This is a genomic window from Sphingobium aromaticiconvertens (genome assembly GCF_037154075.1).
In the GTDB taxonomy this organism is placed as follows: Bacteria; Pseudomonadota; Alphaproteobacteria; order Sphingomonadales; family Sphingomonadaceae; genus Sphingobium; species Sphingobium aromaticiconvertens.
The window spans coordinates 516,212-539,057 of the sequence record NZ_JBANRJ010000001.1 but is presented as its reverse complement, the minus strand read 5'-3'; the positions used below and the strand labels follow the sequence as shown (position 1 = coordinate 539,057).

Here is a 22,846-nt window from a genome sequence, read left to right as displayed (position 1 = left end):
ATCCCTAAATGGCGTGCATGACCAATATATCCCGCATCCCCGTGATCGCCTATGGCGCGCTCAACCCCCGGCTGATCGAGGGGCTGGAACAGCGATTTACCGTGCATCTGCTGGCCGCCGGGGCCGATCCGACAACGCTTGATCCGGCGTTGCGCGAGGCGCGGGCGCTTGTCACCTTTGGCGCGGTTGGCGCATCGGCGGCGCTGATGAACGCACTGCCGAAGCTGGAGATGATCGGGCTATTCTCGGTCGGTTATGACAAGGTAGATATAGAACACGCCCGCGCGTGTGGCATCCGCGTCAGCAATACGCCCGACGTGCTGACCGACGATGTCGCCGATCTGGCCGTCGGGCTGCTCTATGCGACTGTTCGCAATATCGCCGCGAATGACGCCATGGTGCGACGCGGCGACTGGGCGCGGGGCGAGAAGCCCGCGCTGTCCGGTCGCGTGACCGGGCGGCGGATCGGGATATTGGGGCTTGGAAGGATCGGCACCGCGATTGCGAAGCGGCTGGAACCGGTGGCGGGCGAACTCCTCTATCATAGCCGCCATCCCAGGCCGGACGCGCCATGGACCTATGTCGCCAACCGGCTGGACTTTGCCCGGCGGAGTGAGGTGATGATCGTCGCGACCTCTGGCGGGCCGGAAGCGCGCGGACTGGTCGATCGGGCGATGATCGACGCGCTGGGACCACAGGGCGTGATCGTCAATATCAGCCGGGGCAGCGTGATCGACGAACCGGAACTGGTGGCGGCGCTTGGCGAAAGACGGCTGGGCGGCGCAGGACTCGATGTGTTCGCGGATGAACCGCATGTGCCGCAGGCATTGCTGGCGATGAACCATGTCGTGTTGCAGCCGCATCAGGCGAGCGCGACCGTCGAAACGCGCGCGGCGATGGCCGATCTGGTGTTGGCCAATCTGGACGCGCATTTTGCGGGTGAGCCGTTGCCGACGGCGGTGGTATAGCCAAGTTTGGCTAAACCGACAAAGCCATGTGATAGCTTTGCGTTTTGCGTCGATGCCGCTAAAGCGCGGGCCATGACACACCCCGTTCCCAAGGACTGGATACTGGGCATTTCGCCCTATGTCCCCGGCAAGTCCGCGACCGACAATGGCCGCCCGCTCATCAAGCTGTCGGCCAATGAAAACCCGCTGGGCACCAGCCCCGCCGCGCGCGCCGCGATGATCGCCGCGACCGCCGACCTTGCCACCTATCCCGATCCGGGCGCGGCCCTGCTGCGCGAGGCAATCGCGCGGGAATATGGGCTGGACCCGGCGCGAGTCATCTATGGCACCGGATCGGACGAACTGCTGCATATCGCGGCGAGCGCCTATGCCGGGCCGGGGGACGAAATCCTCTACGTCCGCTATGGCTTTTCGGTCTATGATATTGCCGCGCGGCGCGTGGGGGCGACCCCTATAGTGGCGCCCGATGCCGACTATGCGACTGACGTCGATGCGCTGCTGGCGGCGGTGACGGAAAAGACAAAGGTCGTCTTCCTCGCTAATCCCAACAATCCCACCGGCACCATGACGTCGCGCACGGAAATAGCGCGGCTTCATGCGGGCCTACGCCCCGACATCTTGTTCGTGCTGGATCAGGCTTATGCGGAATATCTGGACGCGGACGAGGATGATGGCGGCATGGAACTGGCGAAGAATGCCGCCAACGTATTCATGACGCGGACCTTTTCCAAGATTTACGGACTGGCAGCGGAGCGGATCGGCTGGGGCTATGCCAGCGCGGAGGTGATCGGCATGCTCCACCGCATCCGCGCGCCGTTCAACGTGACGACGGCTGGACAGGCAGCGGCGGCGGCGGCGATCGCCGACCGCGAATGGGTCGAGCATAGCCGCACGCATACGAAGCGTTGGCGCGAATGGCTGGAAGGCGAGGTCGCTTCGCTGAGCAATCACGGCCTGCGTTCAGTGCCCAGCCGGTGCAATTTCCTGCTGATCCTGTTCGACGGCACGTTGACCGCCGAGGCGGCGATGAAGGGCCTGTGGGAAGAGGGTTTCGCGACCCGCTGGCTACCGGGACAAGGCCTGCCCAACGGCCTGCGCATCACCATCGGCACCAAGGCGCAGACCCGCGCGGTGGCGGCAAAGCTGCGCGCGATGGCGGAAGCGGCCTGACCATGCTGCCTTTCGCCCGCGTCACCATCATCGGCCTTGGCCTGATCGGCTCCTCGCTTGCCCGCGCCATCCGCGCCGACATGCCGACCGTGCGGGTGACAGGCCATGACGCCAACCCGGCGGTAAGAGAAATCGCGCGGCGTATAGACCTGTGCGACGACATCACCGACACGGCAGGCGCATCGGTTACGGACGCGGATCTTGTGGTGCTGTGCGTGCCGGTGCGTGCGATGGCGGCGGCGGCGGCGGAGATCGCCAGCGACCTGCCGGCCGAGGCGATCGTCAGCGACGTGGGGTCGTGCAAGGCCGATGTACTTGCGTCGCTACAGGCTGCGTTACCCGGCCAGCCGGTCGTGCCCGCCCATCCGGTGGCGGGGACCGAGAATAGCGGACCGGAAGCGGGCTTTGCGACGCTGTTCAAGGGGCGCTGGTGCATCGTCACCCCGCCCGCAGATGCCGACTCCACCGCCGTCGAGCGGGTGTCCGAACTGTGGCGCCGCGTGGGTGCGCAGGTCGAGGTGATGGAGGCGGCGCATCATGATCTGGTGCTGGCCGTCACCAGTCATCTGCCGCACCTTATCGCCTATACCATCGTCGGCACGGCCAGCGATCTGGAAAGCGTGACCCGGTCCGAAGTCATCAAATATTCCGCTGGCGGCTTCCGCGACTTCACCCGCATCGCCGCATCCGACCCGACCATGTGGCGCGACGTGTTCCTGGCGAACAAGGATGCGGTGCTGGAGATGCTCCAGCGCTTTTCGGAGGATTTGTCGGCACTTCAGCGGGCGATCCGCTGGAATGATGGCGATGCCTTGTTCAACCTGTTCACCCGCACCCGCGCCATCCGCCGGTCGATCATCGAAGAGGGACAGGATGATCCCGCCCCCGACTTCGGCCGGAGCCACAGCTAGGGTTTGGGTAATTCCCTGTTGAGGGCATTGATCGCAGCATGGACGCGCGCCTCGGCGACGGCACGGTCAAGGCCGGGCGGGATCACTTCGCCCACCTTGTAGGTGATCGTGCCTGCGTGCTTGAGGAAGCTGCCACGAGGCGAGACGCGGCCGCTGTCGATCGCGATCGGCACCACGGGCAGGCGCAACAAGGCGTAAAGGCCCGCGAACCCCGACTGGAGCGGCGGCGATTGCCCATGGGGAACGCGCGTTCCTTCCGGGAACAGGCCGATCGAACGCCCCGCATCGGTCGCCGCGCGGGCAGCTGCACGCATATTCCGCAACGCACTGGCGCCCGCCGTGCGTTCGACCGGGATCAACCCATATTGCCGCGCGATCCGGCCCCAGACCGGAATATCGAACAGTTCGCGCTTCGCCACGATCACCGGATTGGGGAGCAGGGACAGCAGGTCGATCGTCTCGAACATCGATTCATGCTTGAGAATGTAGAGATGCGGCCCATCCGGCAGGGTGCCATCGACGCGGATTTTCTGGCCCAGCAGATAGTGCGTGGTGATGCGGTGCAAACGACTCCAGACACGCGCCATGAAATGAATTCCGCGCTGCGACACCAGCCCGATCGGTAGCGAGATGAGCAGGACCAGCACCGTGCCGCTGTAGAAGGCAATGGCGAAGGCCAGGGAACGCAGAAATATCATCCATCAATCTCGATTCAGATGCCGATCAGGGCGGCCATGCGACGCAGCAGATATTTATTATATTCGCGCGCCAGCACGCGCAGGCTGGGGCGGCTGGGGACCGCGTCGTAGACGATGCTGACGCTGCCCGGCAATGCCTGCCGAAGCTCCAGCGCGGCGCGGCGCATATGCCAGTCGGTGGTGATGAGGCGAACGGTCGCATAGTCGCGCCGGTCGAGCCAGCGGGCCGTTTCGATCGCGTTGGACCGAGTATCGATCGCCTCCCGCCCCAGAGTGATGCAACAGGTGAAGAGTCGGTCGGGCGCCTTATACTCCGCCGCCAGTTCGACCGGGCGTACCGCCCGATCGACGCCGGAGATCAGCATCCGCTTGGCGGCTCCTGCCTCCAGCAAGGTAAGGCCCCGGTCGATGCGTCCCGCGCCGCCGGTTAGCACGACAATGGCGTCGGTCGGGCGACCGTCGAGTGGCTGGGGCAGGAAAATCGCGAACCAGGCGAATCCCAGCATCCAGCCCAGCAACAGCAGCGAGAGGAAGCGAACGATCATGCCGTCAACGCTCCGGTCACAGGGCGCGGCTCAGGGCGCGCAAGATGGTGAGGCGCGCGGCGAGCATCGCCAGCAGCACGCCGCCGACCGGGAGCAGGAGCAGCAGTCCCCAGGCCGCCCAGGGCAGGCCGATGACGCGCAAAAGGTCCGATCCGGTCGCCTCCAGCCGACCGCCCAGCGCCAGGATCACCAACATCGCCGCGCAGAAGCCCGCGACCCCGCCCAGCAGCGCATCCAGCGCGATCCGGCGCTGGAACAGCCGGGCAATCTGCACATCGGTCGCGCCCATCAGGTGCAGCACGTCGATCGTGCCGCGATGGCTATCGAGCGCAGCACGCGCGGCGAGGACGACCACCGCTGCGGTCGCCACAGCCATCAAAAGCACGAGTCCCACGGCAAGCCAGCCAAGAGAGGCCAGCAATGCGCTCAATGGCTGGAGGAAAGCGGCGTGCGGTTCAATCCGCGCCTTGGTACTGATCTTGCCGAGTACACCCCGGAGCGCCGCCACCTTGGCATCGGCATTGCCGGGGGTGAGGTCAACGTCGATAAGCGCGGGGACGGGAAGGTCGCGGCTTACCGCCTCATCCCCCAGCCAGGGGCGCAATTGATCGGCGAGCGCGCGCTGGTCCACCGGCATCGCCCGACGCACGTCCGGCATGCCGCGCAGCGCCCCAGCCACGCTGACGGCAAGACGATCGCGGGCAAGCTGGTCGGCCTCCACGATCTGCACCGTCGCCCGGCCCGCAAGATCGGCGCCCATCGCCCGCACGCCTGCCCCCAGGCCAAGGCCAGCGGCAGCGGCAAGCACCGTCAGGAACATCATGATCGCGATGACCCAGGGCATCGGCCCGGCCACGCGTCCCTCGGGCAGAAGGCGGTTGCGCGCCGCCGACGCACTGCGGTTGTCGACGGGAACCGGAGGAAGCGGCGCGGCCATCAGGCGGCCCCGATGCCGCGCGGGGGATAACGCAGCGCGCCTGTGGGATCGGAAAGACGCCCCCTGTCCAACCGCATCATCTGTGCGCCATCCACCTGCGCGATCAGCGGCAGGTCGTGAGTGGCGACGACGATAGTGGTGCCCAGCCGATTGAGCGCTTCAAACAGGCTCATCAATCGACGGGCCATGTCGGCGTCGACGTTACCCGTCGGCTCATCCGCCACCAATATTTCGGGTCGCCCGATGACGGCGCGGGCGATGGCGACGCGCTGCTGCTCCCCACCCGACAGGGTCGCGGGTCGCGCCTGCGCCCGTCCGGAGAGGCCAACCCAGTTCAACATCTCGGCCACCGGTGCGTCGATTTCCGCCTCTTCCATCCCGGCGACGCGCAACGGCAGCGCGATATTGTCATAGGTGGACAAATGCGGGACCAGGCGAAAATCCTGAAAGACGACACCGATGCGACGACGGAAACCGGGAAGGCGCTTGCGGGGAAGCGTCACCACATCCTCGCCGAAAAGGCGAATGACGCCCCGGCTCGGTCGCTGGGCAAGGTATAACAGCTTGAGAAGTGACGTCTTCCCCGCACCCGACGCGCCGGTCAGGAAGTAAAAGCCGCCGCCGCGCAGCGAAAAGCTGACGTCGGACAGCGTTTCGCTGTCCAGACCATAGCGCAGGCCCACATTTTCGAACTGGACGATGGTGGACATGGCGTGTGGCGGCCCCGCGCGCTCCCGTTGATTTCCCCTGACACGAAGCCATTGCACAGGCGGGTGGCAGGCGGCAAGCCCGGCCTGCATAGCCGACACATGACGTCCTGATGACGGTCCCCGCTTGCCCTCGAGTCCGTGGCATGACAAGGAAGCGAAATGATCCTGGTGTGCCCGAATTGCGCCACGCGCTATATCGTCCCGGACAGCGCCGTCGGACCGACCGGTCGCCAGGTCCGCTGCGCCTCCTGCAAACATAGCTGGTTCCAGGAAGGCCCCGCCTTGCCCCCGCGCGAGCCGGTGGAAGCCGCACCGGTCATCAGCCCACCCGTCCTCACCCCCCCTGAGCCAGCACCAGAGCCAGAACCGACCGGAGTTGAGGACGCTCCAGCGGTCCCGCCAACAGTCCCGGACGTGGCCGCAGAGGAAGAGGAAGAAGAACCGGAAGCCGCGCAGGCCGCAACGCCCGCTCCAGCGCCAGCGCCCGCCTTCGTCGCGCCAGGGCCATCGGCAATCGTGCCGGATGCACCGGAGGACACGGAAACAAGCTGGTACGACCCCGCCCCGCCCTTCCGCCCACGCCGCAATCCGGCGAAGCTGTGGACCTATGCGGCGATCGGGTTTTTCCTGATCGTCAGTGCCGTTGGCGGTGCGCTTTATTATTTCGGAGCGCCCAGTTGGGCCGTCAATCTGGGGCTGGTGACAGAGGAGGGCGATCCTGACCTGCTCTTTTACCTGTCCAAGCCCGCTGAGCGGCGCAAGCTGCCGACCGGCGAGGAATATTTCGCTTTTGGCGCGCGGATCGTGAACAGCGGACAAGAGCCATTACCGGTGCCACCGGTGCTGGTGCAACTGCGCGACCAGCAGAACCGGCTGGTGTTCAGTTGGACGACAAAGGCCGATCGTGCCCGCCTGAAACCAGGCGAGGAAGCGTCGATCAACGAAAGCCGGATCGACATTCCCAAAAATGCGGAAAACCTGTCGCTGACCTTCGTCCAGTAATCCTGACGCCACTGACGCGCAGGTAGTGCCCGTTGCGCGTCGTCCTCCTGCCCTGCTGGAAACCAACAGGGCAGGCGCCTGTCCTACAGCGCCACGCCACCCGCCGCGAGAACCGCGAGGGTTAGAAGTTCCGAGGCGTTTGACGCCATGGTCGCGATCTGCACCGACTTTTCCATACCGACCAACATCGGGCCGATCACCGAATCCCCGCCCAGTTCGCGCAGCAGCTTTGCCGAGAGATTGGCGGACTGAAGGCCCGGCATGACCAGGATATTGGCTGGCCCCGACAAGCGACTGAAGGGATAATTCTTCATCACCTGCGGATTGAGGGCCACGTCGGGCGCCATTTCCCCTTCATATTCGAAATCGACGTTGCGCTTGTCGAGTTCGATCACGCCATCGCGGATATTGTCGAGGAACGCGCCCGAGGGATTGCCAAAGCTGGAATAGGAGAGAAAGGCGACCCGCGGGTCATGGCCCATGCGCCGCGCGACCGCCACGGTCCCTTCGGCGATGTCAGCCAGTTCGCTGGCCGTGGGGCGTTCATTGACCGTGGTGTCGGCCATGAACACGGTGTGATTCTTGCCCACCAGCACATGGATGCCAAAGGGCGTGCGGCCCGGCTGCGGATCGATCACGCGCTTTATCTCGCGCATCGTCTGGGCATAGGGGCGCGTGGTACCCGATATCATGGCGTCAGCCTGCCCCATCTTCACCATCAGCGCGCCGAAGATATTGCGGTCGCGATTGACCATCCGCTCGCAGTCCCGACGCAGATAGCCGCGCCGCTGGAGCCGGGCATAGAGGATGTCGACCATCGCGGGGACGAGGGGCGAATTGACGCTGTTGTGCAGTTCGAACCCATCGGGATCGGACACGCCCAGACTTTGCAGCTTCTCGCGCACGATTTCCCGCCCGACCAGCACGGGAATGCCGTAGCCAAGGTCGCGGAACTGAATCGCGGCGCGCAGCACCACTTCTTCCTCCGCTTCGGCGAAGACGACGCGCTTGGGGCTGGCCTTGGCCACTTCATAGGCGGTGGTGAGGACTGAGGTGGTGGGGTTGAGACGCGCCTTCAGCGACTGGCGATAGGCGGCCATGTCGGCAATCGGCTTCTGCGCGACGCCGCTGTCCATCGCCGCCTGCGCGACGGCGGAGGGCACGACCTCCATCAGCCGCGGGTCGAACGGCGCGGGGATGATATAGTCAGGGCCGAAGCTGTGCTGGGTACCATAGGCTTTGGCGACTTCCTCGGGCACCTGTTCGCGCGCCAGATAGGCGATGGCGTGGGCGGCGGCGACCTTCATCGCTTCGTTGATCGTGGTCGCCCGCACGTCGAGCGCGCCGCGGAAGATGAAGGGGAAGCCTAGGACATTGTTGACCTGGTTGGGATAGTCGGACCGCCCGGTGGCGACGATCGCGTCGGGACGCACGGCCTTGGCGTCGGGCGGCAGGATTTCCGGGTCTGGATTGGCCATGGCGAAGATGATCGGCCGGGGGGCCATGTCCTTGACCATGTCGGGCGTCACCGCGCCCTTGACCGAAAGGCCAAGGAACACATCCGCGCCCTTCATCGCTTCCTTCAAAGTCCGCGCATCGGTCCGCACCGCATGGGCGGACTTCCATTGGTTCATGCCTTCGGTGCGGCCCTGGTAGATCACACCCTTACTGTCGCACATGATGACATTGTCGGACGGGACGCCAATCGCCTTGATCAGTTCGGTGCAGGCGATGGAGGCCGCCCCCGCGCCGTTCACCACGACCTTCATATCCTTGAAGTCGCGGCCCGTGACCAGCGCCGCATTGATGACGCCCGCCGCCGCGATGATCGCGGTGCCATGCTGGTCGTCATGAAAGACCGGAATGTTCATCCGCTCTTTGAGTGTCTGTTCGATGATGAAACATTCTGGCGCCTTGATATCCTCAAGGTTGATGCCGCCAAAGGTCGGCTCCATCAGTTCCACCGCGTCGATGAAGCGGTCGACATCTTCGGTCTTCAGCTCGATGTCGATCGAATCGACGTCAGCGAAACGCTTGAAGAGGACCGCCTTCCCCTCCATCACCGGCTTGGATGCCAGCGCGCCCAGATTGCCCAGGCCCAATATGGCCGTGCCGTTGGTGATGACTGCAACCAGATTGCCCTTGGCGGTATAGTCATAGGCGGTCGCGGGATCCGCCGCGATGGCCAGCACCGGCACCGCGACGCCGGGCGAATAAGCGAGGCTGAGGTCGCGCTGGGTCGCCATCGGCTTGGACGCGATAATCTCTATCTTGCCGGGGCGGCCGGTCGAATGGAAGAACAGCGCCTCGCGCTCGGAAAAATCCACGTTCGACTTATCGGCCATTATGCACGCGCCTCCTCTACAGTTCGCTCGGCCCTAGCGGCGACGGGCCTTTGTGGGCAAGTGCGAGAAGACGCTTTTTCGTTGCTCTTCCATGACGGGTCGCTTCCCGCTATCCGACTGGGCGATGTCCAGCACCGCAGCCCCTTCCGCCCAGCCCACCGCCTCTCCTGCTGGGCCAACACCCATGATGGCGCAATATCTGACGCTGAAAGCCGATGCGCAGGACTGCCTGCTCTTCTACCGCATGGGCGATTTCTTCGAACTGTTCTTCGATGACGCCAAGGCGGCCGCCGCGACACTGGACATAGCGCTGACCAGCCGGGGCGAGCATGGTGGCGCGCCGATCCCGATGTGCGGCGTGCCGGTACACAGCGCGGAGGGCTATCTGGCACGGCTGATCAAGGCCGGGCACCGGGTCGCCATTGCCGAGCAGACGGAGACGCCCGCACAGGCCAAGGCGCGGGGCGGCAAGACGCTCGTAGCGCGGGCGATCGTGCGCTACGTCACGGCGGGCACGCTGACCGAGGAAACGCTGCTCGACGCGCGCCAGGACAATATGCTGGTGGCGCTGGCGCAGATCGGTGGCGATGCGGGTGGCGAGATTGGCCTCGCCGCCGCTGATATTTCGACGGGGCGATTCGAAACGACAGTCTGCGCGCGCGGCGACCTCCCTGCCGAACTGGCGCGGTTGCGACCGAGTGAAACGGTGGTGGCCGAAGGTGCGATTTTCGACTTGCCCGAGACGCATGGGTTCGACCGGGCGGCTTTTTCCAGCGCGCGGGCGGAAGAAACACTGAAACGGCTGTTCGGCGTGGCGACGCTGGACGGGTTCGGGCAGTTCGGACGGGCCGAACTGGCGGCGATGGGCGGGCTGCTGAGCTATCTGGACCATGCTGGCAAGGGACGTCTGCCTTTCCTTGCGCCGCCGGTACAGCGACCCGGCGGGAGCCATGTCGCGATCGACGCGGCAACGCGCGAAAGCCTGGAGATCGTCGCCACGGCGAACGGCGCACGGACCGGGAGCCTGCTGGGGGCGGTCGACCGGACGGTGACAGGCGCGGGCGCGCGGTTGCTGGCGCAGGATCTGTCGGCGCCGCTGATGGATATGAGCGTAATCGATGCGCGGCTGGGTCTGGTGCAGCTATTCCATGACGATGGCACCTTACGCGACCAGTTGCGCAGCGCCTTGCGGGCGCTGCCGGACATTGGTCGGGCGTTGGGACGGATCGCGGTGGGGCGCGGCTCCCCGCGCGATCTGGGGCAGTTGCGCGATGGATTGAACGAGGCGCGACTGTTGCGTGAGCGACTGGGACGGATGACGGACCAGCCGACGCTGCTGGCGGCGTTGCTGCCCGCGCTGGACGGGCATGGCGAACTGGTCGATGCGCTGGCGCGGGCGCTGGTGCCCAGCCCGCCGACCGAGACGGCCAGTGGCGGCTATATCGCCGATGGCTATGACGCGGCGCTGGACGAGTTGCGGCGGCTGTCGGGCGACGGGCGGCGGGCCATCGCGGCGCTGGAGAGCCACTATCGCGAGCAGACCGGGATTTCCTCGCTCAAGATCCGGCATAATGGCGTGCTGGGCTATCATGTCGAGGTGCCCGCACGCGCCGCCGATCCGCTGATGAAGGATGAGAGCGGCTTTACCCATCGCCAGACGCTGGCCGGGGTAGTGCGTTTCAATTCGGTGGACCTGCATGAGCAGGCCAGCCGGGTGGCGCAGGCGGGCGCGCACGCATTGGTGGCCGAAGCCGCGCACCTCGAAGACCTGATCGCCGCCGTGCTGGCGCGCAAGGACGCGATTGCGCGGGCAGCCGAGGCGCTGGCGCGGCTGGATGTGGGCGCGGCGCTGGCGGAGCGCGCGGCGGAGGGCGGCTGGGCGCGGCCGCATTTCGTGGCGGGCGACGGGCCATGCCTCGACATTATCGGCGGGCGGCATCCGGTGGTCGAGGATGCGTTGCGCAAGCAGGGCCATCCCTTTGTCGCCAATGACTGCCGCCTTGGCCCCGATGACCGGCTGTGGCTGGTCACAGGCCCGAACATGGGCGGTAAATCGACCTTCCTGCGGCAAAATGCGCTGGTGGTCGTGCTGGCGCAGGCGGGTGGGTTCGTCCCCGCGCAAAGCGCCACGCTGACGCTGGTGGACCGATTGTTCAGCCGGGTGGGCGCGTCGGACAATCTCGCGCGCGGGCGATCGACCTTCATGGTCGAGATGGTGGAGACCGCCGCGATTCTTTCGCAGGCCACGGAACGCAGTTTCGTCATATTGGACGAAGTGGGGCGTGGTACATCGACGTATGACGGGCTGGCGCTCGCCTGGGCGGTGGTAGAGGCGGTGCATGAGATCAATCGCTGCCGTTGCCTGTTCGCGACCCATTATCATGAGCTGACCCGGCTGTCGGAAAGCCTGGACGCGCTGTCGCTCCACAATGTCCGGGCGCGGGAGTGGAAGGGCGACCTTGTGCTGTTGCACGAGGTCGCCGAAGGCCCGGCGGATCGCAGCTATGGTCTGGCCGTGGCGCGGCTGGCGGGGTTGCCCGCCGCTGTGCTGAAGCGCGCGAAGGATGTGCTGACGCGATTGGAGGCGGGCAAGGCAAAGACCGGCGGAATCGCCGCGGGACTGGACGACCTGCCGCTGTTCGCCGCCGCCGCCGCGCATGAAGAGGAGCAGATCGACGCCCTGCGCGAGGCGCTGGCCGGGATCGACGCCGATGCGCTGTCCCCGCGTGAGGCGCTGGAACAACTATATCGTCTTAAACAACTGGCCGCAGACGGTGGGAAACACTAGATCATGTCCGTGGTTATACAATTTCCTGCCCTCGGCAGTCGCCGCGCCATCATCGACCGGCGCGCGGTATCCGACCAGATCAACGCCATCGCCGCCGCGCATGAGGGCGATACCGCCGCGCTGCGCGGTGGGATCGTGCGTGAACTGAAGGCCGCGCTGGACGAAGGCCGCAAGGAGGTTGAGCGGCGGCTGGAGGCAAAACCGACGCGCGGGCGCGAGACGGTGACGGCCTTTGCCTTCCTGGTCGACCAGATATTGCGACTGCTCTACGATGCGACGACGCATCATCTCTATCCTTCCAGCAATCGCAGCACTGGCGAGCGGGTCGCGCTGATCGCGGTCGGCGGCTATGGCCGGGGTGAGATGGCGCCGCACAGCGATGTCGACATCGGCTTCATCACCCCGTGGAAGCCTACCGGCTGGACCGAGCAGGTCATCGAATCCATGCTCTATTCGCTGTGGGATCTGGGGCTGAAGGTCGGTCACTCCAGCCGATCGATCGACGAGACGATGCGAATGGCCAAGGCCGACCTGACCGTTCGCACCGCCCTGCTCGAAGCGCGCTATGTCTGGGGCGACCGGGCGCTGTACGAGGAAACCGCTACCCGGTTCGACAATGAGATCCAGCGCGACAATGCCCGCGCCTTCGTCACCGAAAAGCTGGCCGAGCGCGAAGCGCGGCACAAGCGGATGGGCGACAGCCGTTACGTCGTCGAACCCAATGTGAAGGAAGGCAAGGGCGGCCTGCGCGATCTGCACACGCTGTTCTGGATCGGCAAGTTCGTCCATCGGGTGCGGTCGGTGGCCGAACTGGTCGATGCGGGCCTGTTGACGCAGGACGAGCTGCGCCAGTTCCAGAAGGCGGAGGATTTCCTGTGGGCCGTCCGCTGCCACCTGCACGCCATCACCGGGCGGATGGAAGACCGGCTGACCTTCGACCTGCAACTGGAGATCGCGACGCGGATGCGCTTTACCGGACGGCATGACCGGTCGGGCGTGGAGCGCTTCATGCGCTATTATTTCCTGAACGCGAAGACCGTGGGCGATCTGACGGCGGTGTTTCTGGCGCATCTGGACGACCAGATGGCGGCGAAGGGGCGGCGCTATGTCCCGGCCTTTTTCCGGCGGCCCAAAAAGCTGGACGGTTTCGTGCTCGATCGCGGGCGGCTGGCCCTGCCGGAGGATGATTTCTTCCGCGTCGATCCGGTGCGGATGCTGGAGATTTTCGCGCTGGCCGACAAACATGGCCTGCAAATCCATCCCAGCGCGATGCGGGCGGCGACGCGCGACGCGGCGCTGATCAGCGCGAAGGTGCGCAAGGATACCCGCGCCAATGCCGCCTTCATGGAGGTGCTGACATCCCCGCGTGATCCCGAAACAGTACTCCGCTGGATGAATGAAAGCGGCGTGTTCGGCCGGTTCGTGCCCGATTTCCGCCGCGTCGTCGCGCAGATGCAGTTCGACATGTACCATCACTATACGGTGGATGAACATACGATCCGCGCCGTCGGCCTGCTGGCGCAGATCGAAAAGGGCGAGCTGCGCGAGGACCATCCGCTGGCGGCTGAACTGATGGGCAAGCTGATCTCTCGCCGAGTCCTGTATGTCGCCGTATTGCTGCACGATATCGCGAAGGGACGTGGCGGCGACCATAGCGTGCTGGGCGCGGAGATCGCGCTGTCGCTATGCCCGCGGTTGGGACTAACCGCGGCGGAGACCGAGACGGTGTCCTGGCTGGTCCGCTATCATCTGCTGATGTCGGCCACCGCCTTCAAGCGCGACCTGGCCGATTACAAGACCATCCTGGATTTCGTCGAAGTCGTGCAAAGCCCGGAACGGCTGCGCCTGCTGCTGTGCCTGACCGTCGTGGACATTCGCGCGGTTGGGCCGGGTGTGTGGAACAGCTGGAAGCGACAATTGCTGGGCGACCTCTACGAAGCGGCCGAGGAAGTGCTGCGGCTGGGCCACAAGCAGAAGGGCCGGACCGAGCGCGTCGTGGCCAAGCAGGCGGCGCTGCAACAGGCGATGGGCCTGTCCGACGATGTGTTCGCAGGCCTGAAGAAGCGACTGCCCGAATCCTACTGGATCGCCGAGCCAGAGGACATATTGTTCCACAACGCCAACCACATATTGCAAGCCGGCGACGCACAATTGTCGATCGCCGCGCAATATTATCCGCAGCGCGGCGCGACGCTGGTGACGGTCTATGCCGCCGACCATCCGGGCCTCTTCTATCGCGTCGCGGGCGCGATACACCTGGCCGGCGGCAACATCATCGACGCGCGCATCCACACGACGCGCGATGGCGTGGCGATCGATAATTTCCTGGTGCAGGACCCGCTGGGCGGCGCCTTCCACAGCCCCGAGCAGTTGAAGCGGATCAGCAATGCGATCGAGGATTCGCTGGCGAACCGCCATCGCCTGATTACCAAGCTGGAGGCGCGCCCCCTGCCCCGCACGCGGGCCGAGGCGTTCCACATCGTTCCCAATGTGCTGATCGACAACAAGGCATCGAACCGCTTCACGGTGGTCGAGGTAAATGCACGGGATCGGCCGGCGCTGCTATTCGCGCTGGCGAACGCCCTGTTCCAGTCAAAGGTGACAGTGCACAGCGCGCATGTCGCTACCTATGGCGAGCGCGCGGTCGATACATTCTACGTCACCGACCTGCTGGGCGGGAAGGTGGAAGGGAAGGGGCGACTCCAAACGCTGGAGCGGCGCTTGCTGGTGGCCGCAGGCGGAGAACCGGATGATGCGGCGGCAAAGGCGTTGCAGACGGCTTAAACTATGGACCCCAACTGTTCTGGTTTGATACAGGATTTGCTATGACCGTTTTATACTATGCAAATCATTTAGTTCGCGCCAAATAGAAACAGCGACCCGAAGTTCTTGGCTTTTAGCCAGAGATAGAACTACGCATTATAATACCCGGCCCTCTCGCCAGAGGGTCGGGTTTTTTGTTGCATCTCTACTTATCTGATTGGCAATAATTTCCGCATAACGGAATATTGTTTCAAATTCCAACTTCAGCTCTCTGTGCAATATTGCTATGCCTAGCGGATCACCATCACATCGCCCGACTGTAGTTGAGGCAACAGGTGCAGCATGTCTTCTCGGGCGATGGCCACGCACCCTTCGGTGGGTTTGGCGTCGATCCAGAGGTGGAAGAAGATGGCGCTGCCTGCGCTGGGGACTGGGGGAGCGTCATTGTGGCCGAGGATGACAATGATGTCGTAGAGCGCGTCGTCGCGCTGAAGGTTTTCGGCGGAATGCGCGCGCGGCAGGTGAACCGGGCGGTTATAGGCCGGGTCGGCCGGGGCATCGGACCAGCCATCATCTGGGCGGATCCAGCGCCATGGCAGGCTTAGCGTCGGCAGTGCAACGCGGTCCGGGCGGAGCAGGGCAGCGCGGATCGGCCATGTGCCTGTAGGGGTGCAGCCGTCGCCTTCGCGCTTGGCATCTGCGGGACAGGCGCCGCTGCGGCCAATCACACAGGGGATGTCGAGATCGCCGAAGCGCAACCGCCTTGCGGCGGTGTCGACCTCGATCAGGCTCATAGCTGGTGGCCGGTGCGGTCACGCTTGGTGGCGAGATATTTCTCATTGTGCGGATTGGTGGGGAGGATGATGGGCAGGCGCTCCGCCACACGGATGCCCGCATCTTCGAGGCCAGCCACCTTCTGCGGATTGTTGGTGAGCAGGCGAACGCTGCCCACACCCAGCAGGTCGAGCATCCGCGCCGCGACCGAAAAGTCGCGCGCGTCGATGGCGAAGCCCAGCCGGACATTGGCGTCCACCGTGTCATAACCCTGATCCTGCAACGCATAGGCGCGCAGTTTGTTGACGAGGCCGATACCGCGTCCTTCCTGCCGCAGATACAGGAGGATGCCCCAGGGCGCGTCGGCGATCTGGTGCAGCGCCTCATGCAGTTGCGGGCCACAGTCGCATTTGAGGCTGCCCAGCACGTCGCCGGTCAGGCATTCGCTGTGCAGCCGCACCACGGGCGGCGAGGCGTCGCGGTGGCCGATGACCAGCGCGATATGTTCGCGCGGTTCGTCGGGGCTGCGGAAGGCGATGATCTCCGCCTCCTCACTGGCCGAAACGGGCAGGCGCGCACGGGTGGCGATGGCAAGATGGGCGGCATCGTCATAGGCGGTGATGGCATCGGCGGTGACGGTGAGTTCGCTGGCGCCCTCCCCCTCTGCCACGAAATAGGCAGGCAGGATGCCCGCGAGCCGCGCGAGCCGCAGCGCGGCGCTGGCGGCCTGCGGCGCCACGAGGGTCCGCGCGGCGAACGGTCCCTTGAGCGGTGAGGCAAGGTCGCGAACCGGATCGGCGATGGCCATGGCGACGTCGCGGTCGATCCAGGGGGTGCGGGCGACGAGCACGGGACGATCGGGATTGGCGGCGGCGAGTTGGTTGGTCAGCTTCAGCGTTTCGGCGCGTGCTGCGGAGACGAGGATGTCGGCGTGGCCATCCGCATCGAAATCGGCGAGTGTCACCATGTCCGCCCCCTCGATCGCCATGATCCGCAGCGCGCCATCTTCGGCAGCGACCGTCACCGGCCAGCCCCGGCGCAGCGCGTCGATGGCGCGGGCGGCGGCGCGCGGAGAATCGGCCCCAGAGTGGCGCACCGTCATGCGAAGACGAAATCCGTGATGATCGGGATATGGTCGCTGGGCTTGAGCCAGCTCCGCGCCGGTTCGACCACGCGATGCGCAACCGCCTGTTTCGCGACGTCGGCGCTCATCCACATATGGTCGAGGCGGCGTCCCCGATCGGAAGCGGCCCAGTCGGTCGCGCGATAGCTCCACCAGGTGTAGAGGCGCTGCGGCGCCGGATAGAAGTGACGACCGATATCAACCCAGTTGTTCGACGCCCGAAGACGGGCGAGGATCTCGCACTCGATCGGGGTGTGGCTGACGACGTTGAGTAGTTGTTTGTGACTCCACACATCGCATTCCAGCGGGGCGATGTTGAAATCGCCGGTGAGAATGGTGGGTTTGTCCGACAGCCCGCCCGACCACTCGATCATGCGTTCGAGGAAGTCGATCTTCTGCCCAAATTTCGGATTGACCGCCCGGTCGGGAATATCGCCACCTGCGGGCACATAGACATTTTCGATCCGCACGCCGTTGTCGAGGCGCACGCCGACATGGCGCGCCTCGCCATTGGCCTGCCAATCGAAACGGTCATCCGCATGGATCGGTACTCTGGACATGATCGCAACACCGTGGTGCATCCGCTGGCCGTTCAACACCTGATGGACATAGCCGAGGCGCTTGAACATCTCCGTCGGGTAGGTCTCGTTCACCACCTTGGTTTCCTGGAGGCACAATATGTCGGGCGCTTCCTCGCGCAGGAACTTCTCGACGATGTCGATCCGGGCGCGGACGCTGTTGATATTCCAGGAGGCGATGGAGAGAGTCTGGGGTTTGGAGAAGGTCTGGGGCATGGGTCAGGCACTAGGATGCAAAGGCGGGGCATGCAAGGGACAGCGGACACGAAAAACCCCCGCTCCGGGGGCGTGGAACGGGGGTCTCGATCGCGCCCTTGAAGCGCTTCGCGGTTGAGGGACTATCCGAGTAACAGGGGGGAAATCCCGGTCATCGCCTCAGCCGTTGATGATCTTTTAGGGGTCGGCATATGAGCGGCAGATGAACGGAAGCGTTAAGTTTGCCGCCCGTCGCGCGCCCGGCTCGCCTTACCCGCCGCCAGGCCGTCCCTTTGGTCGCGGATCGGTCCAGCGGAAGGCCGAATCGGGGACGGGTACGCCGTAGCGCTGATTCGAAAGCCGTACAGCCGTGCGGTTATTCTGCGAATCGAGTGCAACCCAGCCATAGAGCTGCAGGCCTGCAGGCGCGCTGGCGTTGCGTTGGAAGATCATGGTGATCGTGCCGAATTCCGGCCGCTTGGGATCGCGCGCTTCGACCGAAAGAACATTAGGATCGCCAGTCTGGACGACCTTGCCGAACTTCGACAGGTCCTTGGACGGATCGAGCAGCGCGCCCAGTGGCGAGCTGCCGATCGGCCAGCGCTGCACCTGCCGCACTTCATAATCGATCATGGTCAGCGCCTTGCCATCACCGACGATCAGCAAAGGTACGCCCTTTTGATACTGGAATCGGATCTTGCCGGGCGATCGCATCTGAATGGTGCCGGTCAGCACCTGGCCGTTACGATCGGTCTGGGCGAAATCGGCGGTCATCGATGTGACGGCGCGGATATAGGCGTTGACCTGCGACAGGTCCGACTGACCCTGCTGTGCGACCGCGCCTGTGGCGACGAACGCGACGGGAACGGCAAGGATCAGGGCAATGGGGGTCAGGGCGATGGGCGCCAGGATGCGCTTCATGCGATCATTTCTCCGGTCTGTTGGAGGATAGGATATGGAGGATCGGGGTTGAACCCGTTGTGAACCCGGCCGTTCCGTGATGTTCAGGCTGGCGAGGAAATGTTGCAGGGAAAGCATCGCAGTGCAAAGGCCTCTCATGACCAACCCTGTCGGGGATAGCGGTCAGGGACTAGCCCTATGGGGGAGAGCCTGCGCCGGCGTAAGCGCAGGCTCCATCCCCCATGCTCCCGCCTCGCCATGCCGGTTTTCCCGGCGGCACCGCTCCAATTTATGTTATCGGCGCGGCAGCAGCAAGCGATCCATAGACCGAGTCTGCGCCAAAAAAAAGGGCTGATCCGAAGACCAGCCCGAAAAGTTTTAGGAGAGGATGCCTGAAAGGCACAACCCTCTTCGCTGACCCGGCTTCATTTCGCAAATGCGAAAAGGATCGTTACGGTTGCAAAATATGCACTTACACCATGAAAGACAGGTTTCCGTAACGTCAACACTGGTTTCGATTCCCTTCGCATCGCCATAGCGAAGCAAATTAAAGCGGATTTCCGCCTTCATCGCGCAGCACTTCCCGACGACCGACATGATTCGGGGCGCCGACAAGTCCCTCCTCCTCCATCCGTTCGATCAAGCGCGCCGCGCTGTTATAGCCGACGCGCAACTGGCGCTGGAGCCAGCTTGTCGAGGCTTTCTGATTCTCGAACACCAGCTGACAGGCTTTGCGATAGAGGTTGGCGTCCGGGCTGTCGTCGCCCAGGTCCACGCCGTCGAGGGCGAAGCTGCCCTCCTCCGGTTCTTCGGTAACGGCGGAGATATAGTCGGGCGTCCCCTGCGCGCGCCAATGATCGGCAACGGCACGCACTTCGTCATCCGAAACGAAGGGACCATGGACGCGGGTCAGCGCCTTGCCGCCTGCCATATAGAGCATGTCGCCCTTGCCCAGCAGCTGTTCGGCGCCCTGTTCCCCCAATATGGTGCGACTGTCGATCTTTGACGTAACGGAGAAGCTGATTCGCGTCGGCAGATTTGCCTTGATAACGCCGGTGATGACGTCGACCGACGGACGCTGAGTGGCAAGGATGAGGTGGATGCCCGCCGCGCGCGCCTTCTGCGCCAGACGCTGGATCAGGAATTCGACCTCCTTGCCCGCGGTCATCATTAGGTCGGCCAGTTCGTCGACCACCACCACGATCTGCGGCAAGGGCTGGAAATCGAGCTGCTCCTCCTCATAGATCGGCTTGCCATTTTCGGGATCATAGCCAGTCTGGACGCGGCGACCCAGCGGCTTGCCCTTCACCTTCGCGGCGCGAACTTTCTCATTATAATTGGCAAGGTTGCGGACAGAGATGGACGCCATCATGCGATAGCGATCCTCCATCTGTTCGACCGCCCATTTGAGCGCGCGAATCGCCTTGGCCGGTTCCGTCACCACCGGCGAGAGCAAATGCGGAATATCGTCATAGGTGCTGAGTTCCAGCATCTTGGGATCGATCATGATCAGACGCAGCTGGTCCGGCGTCATGCGGTACAGCAGCGAGAGGATCATGGCGTTGAGGCCGACCGACTTACCCGACCCGGTGGTGCCCGCGATCAGCAAATGCGGCATCGGCGCAAGATCGGCGATGATCGGCTCGCCCGAGATATTTTTGCCCAGGATGATCGGCAGCGCGCCATCCTGCGCGAATTGTTCGCTGGTGATCATCTCGCGAAAGCCCACGGATTCGCGATTGGCGTTGGGCAGTTCGATACCGATGACCGTGCGGCCAGGGATGGTCGCGACGCGCGCCGAAAGCGCGGACATATTGCGGGCAATATCGTCGGCCAGCGCAATGACACGACTGGCCTTGATACCCGGCGCAGGGTCCAGTTCGTACATGGTGACGACCGGACCGGGCCGCACCTCGATGATGTTGCCCTTCACATGGAAGTCGTCGAGTACCGATTCGAGCAGGCGGGCGTTGCGCTCCAGCCCCGCCTTGTCGATCTTCCCGCCCTGCGACGGGGGCGTTGGGGCCAGCAGATCAGGCGAAGGCAGCGAACTATGGCCGAACAGGTCATCCTGCGACACAGGCGCCATCGGCCGCTGGCTGGGCGGGGGCTTGGGCGCCTGGATCGTGATCGGCGGCTTTGGTTCGTTCGACACTGTTTTGCGCGGGGTGGCGGCACCATCCCGCGCAGGGCGTGGCTCGTCATCCTCCTCGTCATCCTGCGCCGTTCCTCCAGCAAAGGCGAAGGTCGGGCGCGGCAGGCTGAGGCGCGGAAGCGTGGGACGCTTGAGGTGTAGCAGCGGTTTTTCGAGGGCGAGGCTGCGATACCAGATGAAGAAGCCGGTGATCAGCGTCACGAGGATGAGGATGCCACTGATCCAACTGCGTGCGCCCAGCGGCGCGGCGGCGGTCAGGCTCAATATGCCCCGCGCGGTGGCAAGGCCGATCATCCCGCCCCAGCCCGAGGGCAGGCCGACCAGCGGATCGGGCTGGAACAGCGAGAGGGCAATGCCGAGCAGGATGATGCCGAACAGGCATTTGCCCACCTGTCCTTTCCACCCGCTCATGTCCTGATCCCCCCACAGCCGGCGCGCGGTGATAGCCATAAGCGGCAGGACCAGCGCGACGGGCACACCGAACAGCAGCAGCAGGAAATCTGCGATCCAGGCGCCGGGCGACTGCATCACATTTTGCACATGATCGCCCGCGACGGTCATGATCGACGGGTCGCTGGGCGTATAGCTCAAGAGCGCAAGCGCCAGAAACAGAGTGGCCAGAAACAGCGCGATCGCGCCGATCAGTGCTCCGCTGCGGATCAGGCTGCGTTTGAGCATTCCGCGCCATTCCGGCGTGCGTTTAACGGTGCGGCCGACGGCCATGACCTTCTTGTCCCCCAAATGTTCCGTTCTGGCACAATGCGCCGAGGGGGGAGTCGGCGTCAAGAGTCCGGCGACGAACCGTCGGCGAGTGCCATCAGGGCTGCGCCATCCAGACGCTGGACGGTCCATTCATCCATTGGCTTGGCGCCGATCGCGCGATAGACGGCGATGGCCGGTTCGTTCCAATCGAGTACCGCCCATTCGAGGCGGGCACAGTCACGGTCCAGCGCCAGTTTTGCGAGTTGGCGCAGCAGCGCCTTGCCCGCCCCCGCCCCGCGCGCTTGCGGAAGGACGAAGAGGTCTTCGAGATAGAGGCCGGGCCGCCCTTCGAAAGTCGAGAAATTGTGGAAGAAGAGTGCGAAACCGATGGAGGCGCCATCCGCTTCCGCAATCAGCACCTCTGCCATGGGGCGGGGGCCGAAGAGATAGCGGGCAAGGGTTTCGCGGTCGGCCTTCACCTCGTGCGCCAGCCGTTCATAGTCGGCGAGCGCACGGATGAACGTATGAATCGTGTCGATATCAGTCGGGTCGGCGGGGCGAATGGTGACAGGCATGGGGGGCTTTCAGGTCAGGCCGGGTTCGATATGGGGCGGCGGATCATTGGGCAGCGAACTGACGGGTCTGGCACGCGCGGCGATCAGGCAGGCCGCCACGATCAGCGCCGCGCCCGCGACCGTCGTGACCGCCAGCCTCTCGCCAAAGACCAGCCAGCCGATGATCGCGGCCCAGACGAAGGCGCTATATTCGACCGGTATGAGCCGCTGCGCCTCTGCCCGCGCATAGGCCCAGGCGAGCGCAGCGAGCGAAGTGAAAGCGAGGGCTGCGGCCAGCGCGACCAAAGGCAGCGCACCGGGCGGCGGCAGGATGGCGAGAAAGGGCGCAGCAAGGGCGAAGATGCCGAGCATCACCAGATGCTGGAAGAAGGCGACCTCCACAGGCGACGCGACCTGCGCCTGCTGCCGCTGGAGGATGAGGTTCCAGGCGAAGAGGACAGCGGACAGCAGCACCGCCCCTGCCCCGGCGAGCGCGTCGGCATCATAGGTTCCGCGCATCCGGCCCGACAGGATGACCGCGACCCCAACGAGGCCCAGCAGGGAGGCGAAAATCGCGGCGCGGCCTACCTTCTCCTTGAGCAGCAATGCCGCGAGATAGAGGGCGATGAGCGGGGCGATGAAGGACAGCGCAATCGTTTCGGCCAGCGGCAGGCGAACCAGCGCCCAGAAAAAGGCGAACGCCATGAAGGCGACCACCGTGCCGCGCAGCAGATGAAGGCGCAGGACCACAGCGGTCGGCCAGTGCTGGCGCAGAACGAGCATCAGGACGAGACCCAGCAACGTGCCCGCCACCGCGCGCCAAAGCAGCGCGTTATAGACGCCGATCGAGAGGCTCAGCCCCTTCATCGCGGCGTCCATCACGGAAAAAAGCGCAACGCCCGCACAGCAGACGGCAAAAGGGATGACGGTGGAACGAGATGTCATTGGTCAGGCGATCCATGCATCCCGAAGAAAGGCGTGTCGATCAATTACTTCCATCGGAGGTGGGCGGATCCGAGAGGAAGGCG

General features: G+C 64.6%; 18 protein-coding genes. 6 read left to right on the top strand and 12 right to left on the bottom strand.

Features of this window, described 5'->3' with window-relative positions; genetic code table 11:
* The first annotated feature begins 8 nt into the window (after positions 1–8).
* The 3 genes from WFR25_RS02810 (at position 9) to WFR25_RS02800 (ending at position 3,049) form a co-directional block, all read left to right on the top strand.
* Positions 9–968, top strand: coding sequence for a 2-hydroxyacid dehydrogenase (locus WFR25_RS02810; protein WP_336968300.1), 960 nt, complete (start codon positions 9–11; stop codon positions 966–968).
* Between the two features lie 72 nt (positions 969–1,040).
* Positions 1,041–2,138, top strand: a complete 1,098-nt coding sequence (gene hisC, locus WFR25_RS02805; protein WP_336968297.1) for a histidinol-phosphate transaminase — start codon at positions 1,041–1,043, stop codon at positions 2,136–2,138.
* 2 nt (positions 2,139–2,140) lie between these two features.
* Positions 2,141–3,049 (top strand): prephenate/arogenate dehydrogenase family protein, encoded by a 909-nt coding sequence (locus WFR25_RS02800; RefSeq protein WP_336968294.1) that lies wholly within the window; start codon positions 2,141–2,143, stop codon positions 3,047–3,049.
* Here WFR25_RS02800 and WFR25_RS02795 read toward each other — a convergent pair.
* The 4 genes from WFR25_RS02795 to ftsE are packed head-to-tail and all read right to left on the bottom strand — an operon-like array spanning position 3,046 to position 5,939.
* Complete coding sequence (locus tag WFR25_RS02795; protein WP_336968291.1) at positions 3,046–3,747, bottom strand: lysophospholipid acyltransferase family protein; 702 nt, start codon at positions 3,745–3,747, stop codon at positions 3,046–3,048. The genes WFR25_RS02800 and WFR25_RS02795 overlap by 4 nt on opposite strands.
* A gap of 14 nt (positions 3,748–3,761) precedes the next feature.
* Positions 3,762–4,292, bottom strand: a complete 531-nt coding sequence (locus WFR25_RS02790) for a YdcF family protein (protein WP_336968288.1) — start codon at positions 4,290–4,292, stop codon at positions 3,762–3,764.
* A 16-nt stretch (positions 4,293–4,308) separates the two neighbouring features.
* Positions 4,309–5,229: a cell division protein FtsX gene (locus tag WFR25_RS02785; protein WP_336968287.1), complete on the bottom strand. Its 921-nt coding sequence runs from the start codon at positions 5,227–5,229 to the stop codon at positions 4,309–4,311.
* Positions 5,229–5,939: a cell division ATP-binding protein FtsE gene (ftsE, locus tag WFR25_RS02780; RefSeq protein ID WP_336968284.1), complete on the bottom strand. Its 711-nt coding sequence runs from the start codon at positions 5,937–5,939 to the stop codon at positions 5,229–5,231. The genes WFR25_RS02785 and ftsE overlap by 1 nt, the downstream gene beginning before the upstream one ends.
* A 159-nt stretch (positions 5,940–6,098) precedes the next feature.
* Between ftsE and WFR25_RS02775 the strand changes: the two genes are divergently transcribed.
* Positions 6,099–6,941, top strand: coding sequence for an MJ0042-type zinc finger domain-containing protein (locus WFR25_RS02775; RefSeq protein ID WP_336968282.1), 843 nt, complete (start codon positions 6,099–6,101; stop codon positions 6,939–6,941).
* An 83-nt stretch (positions 6,942–7,024) separates the two neighbouring features.
* Here the strand turns inward: WFR25_RS02775 and WFR25_RS02770 are convergent, their stop codons facing one another.
* A complete protein-coding gene (locus WFR25_RS02770; RefSeq protein ID WP_336968280.1) occupies positions 7,025–9,286 on the bottom strand; it encodes an NADP-dependent malic enzyme in 2,262 nt (753 codons plus the stop codon).
* A gap of 124 nt (positions 9,287–9,410) precedes the next feature.
* Here WFR25_RS02770 and mutS point away from each other — a divergent pair, with 124 nt between their 5' ends.
* Together mutS and WFR25_RS02760 are read left to right on the top strand one after the other, a co-directional pair.
* Positions 9,411–12,074 carry a DNA mismatch repair protein MutS gene (mutS, locus tag WFR25_RS02765; RefSeq protein WP_336974629.1) on the top strand — a complete coding sequence of 888 codons (2,664 nt, stop codon included), beginning with the start codon at positions 9,411–9,413 and terminating at the stop codon, positions 12,072–12,074.
* Positions 12,075–12,083: 9 nt separating this feature from the next.
* Positions 12,084–14,858, top strand: a complete 2,775-nt coding sequence (locus WFR25_RS02760) for a [protein-PII] uridylyltransferase (RefSeq protein WP_336974626.1) — start codon at positions 12,084–12,086, stop codon at positions 14,856–14,858.
* A gap of 269 nt (positions 14,859–15,127) precedes the next feature.
* Here the strand turns inward: WFR25_RS02760 and WFR25_RS02755 are convergent, their stop codons facing one another.
* The 7 genes from WFR25_RS02755 to WFR25_RS02725 all read right to left on the bottom strand — a co-directional run bounded on the left by WFR25_RS02755 (position 15,128) and on the right by WFR25_RS02725 (position 22,763).
* Entirely contained in the window at positions 15,128–15,631 is a 504-nt protein-coding gene (locus WFR25_RS02755; protein WP_336968277.1) for a L,D-transpeptidase family protein, read from the bottom strand.
* Positions 15,628–16,713: a GTP cyclohydrolase II gene (ribA, locus tag WFR25_RS02750; protein WP_336968274.1), complete on the bottom strand. Its 1,086-nt coding sequence runs from the start codon at positions 16,711–16,713 to the stop codon at positions 15,628–15,630. Before ribA ends, WFR25_RS02755 begins: the two co-directional genes overlap by 4 nt.
* Positions 16,710–17,528, bottom strand: coding sequence for an exodeoxyribonuclease III (locus tag WFR25_RS02745; RefSeq protein WP_336968271.1), 819 nt, complete (start codon positions 17,526–17,528; stop codon positions 16,710–16,712). Before WFR25_RS02745 ends, ribA begins: the two co-directional genes overlap by 4 nt.
* 249 nt (positions 17,529–17,777) lie before the next feature.
* The gene (locus WFR25_RS02740) at positions 17,778–18,428 is read right to left on the bottom strand and encodes a LolA family protein (protein ID WP_336968269.1); all 651 of its coding nucleotides are present in this window, start codon (positions 18,426–18,428) and stop codon (positions 17,778–17,780) included.
* Positions 18,429–18,954: 526 nt separating this feature from the next.
* Positions 18,955–21,285, bottom strand: coding sequence for an FtsK/SpoIIIE family DNA translocase (locus WFR25_RS02735; protein WP_336968266.1), 2,331 nt, complete (start codon positions 21,283–21,285; stop codon positions 18,955–18,957).
* 59 nt (positions 21,286–21,344) lie between these two features.
* Entirely contained in the window at positions 21,345–21,839 is a 495-nt protein-coding gene (locus WFR25_RS02730) for a GNAT family N-acetyltransferase (protein ID WP_336968264.1), read from the bottom strand.
* A gap of 9 nt (positions 21,840–21,848) precedes the next feature.
* Positions 21,849–22,763, bottom strand: coding sequence for a DMT family transporter (locus WFR25_RS02725; protein WP_336968262.1), 915 nt, complete (start codon positions 22,761–22,763; stop codon positions 21,849–21,851).
* Positions 22,764–22,846: the final 83 nt, after the last annotated feature.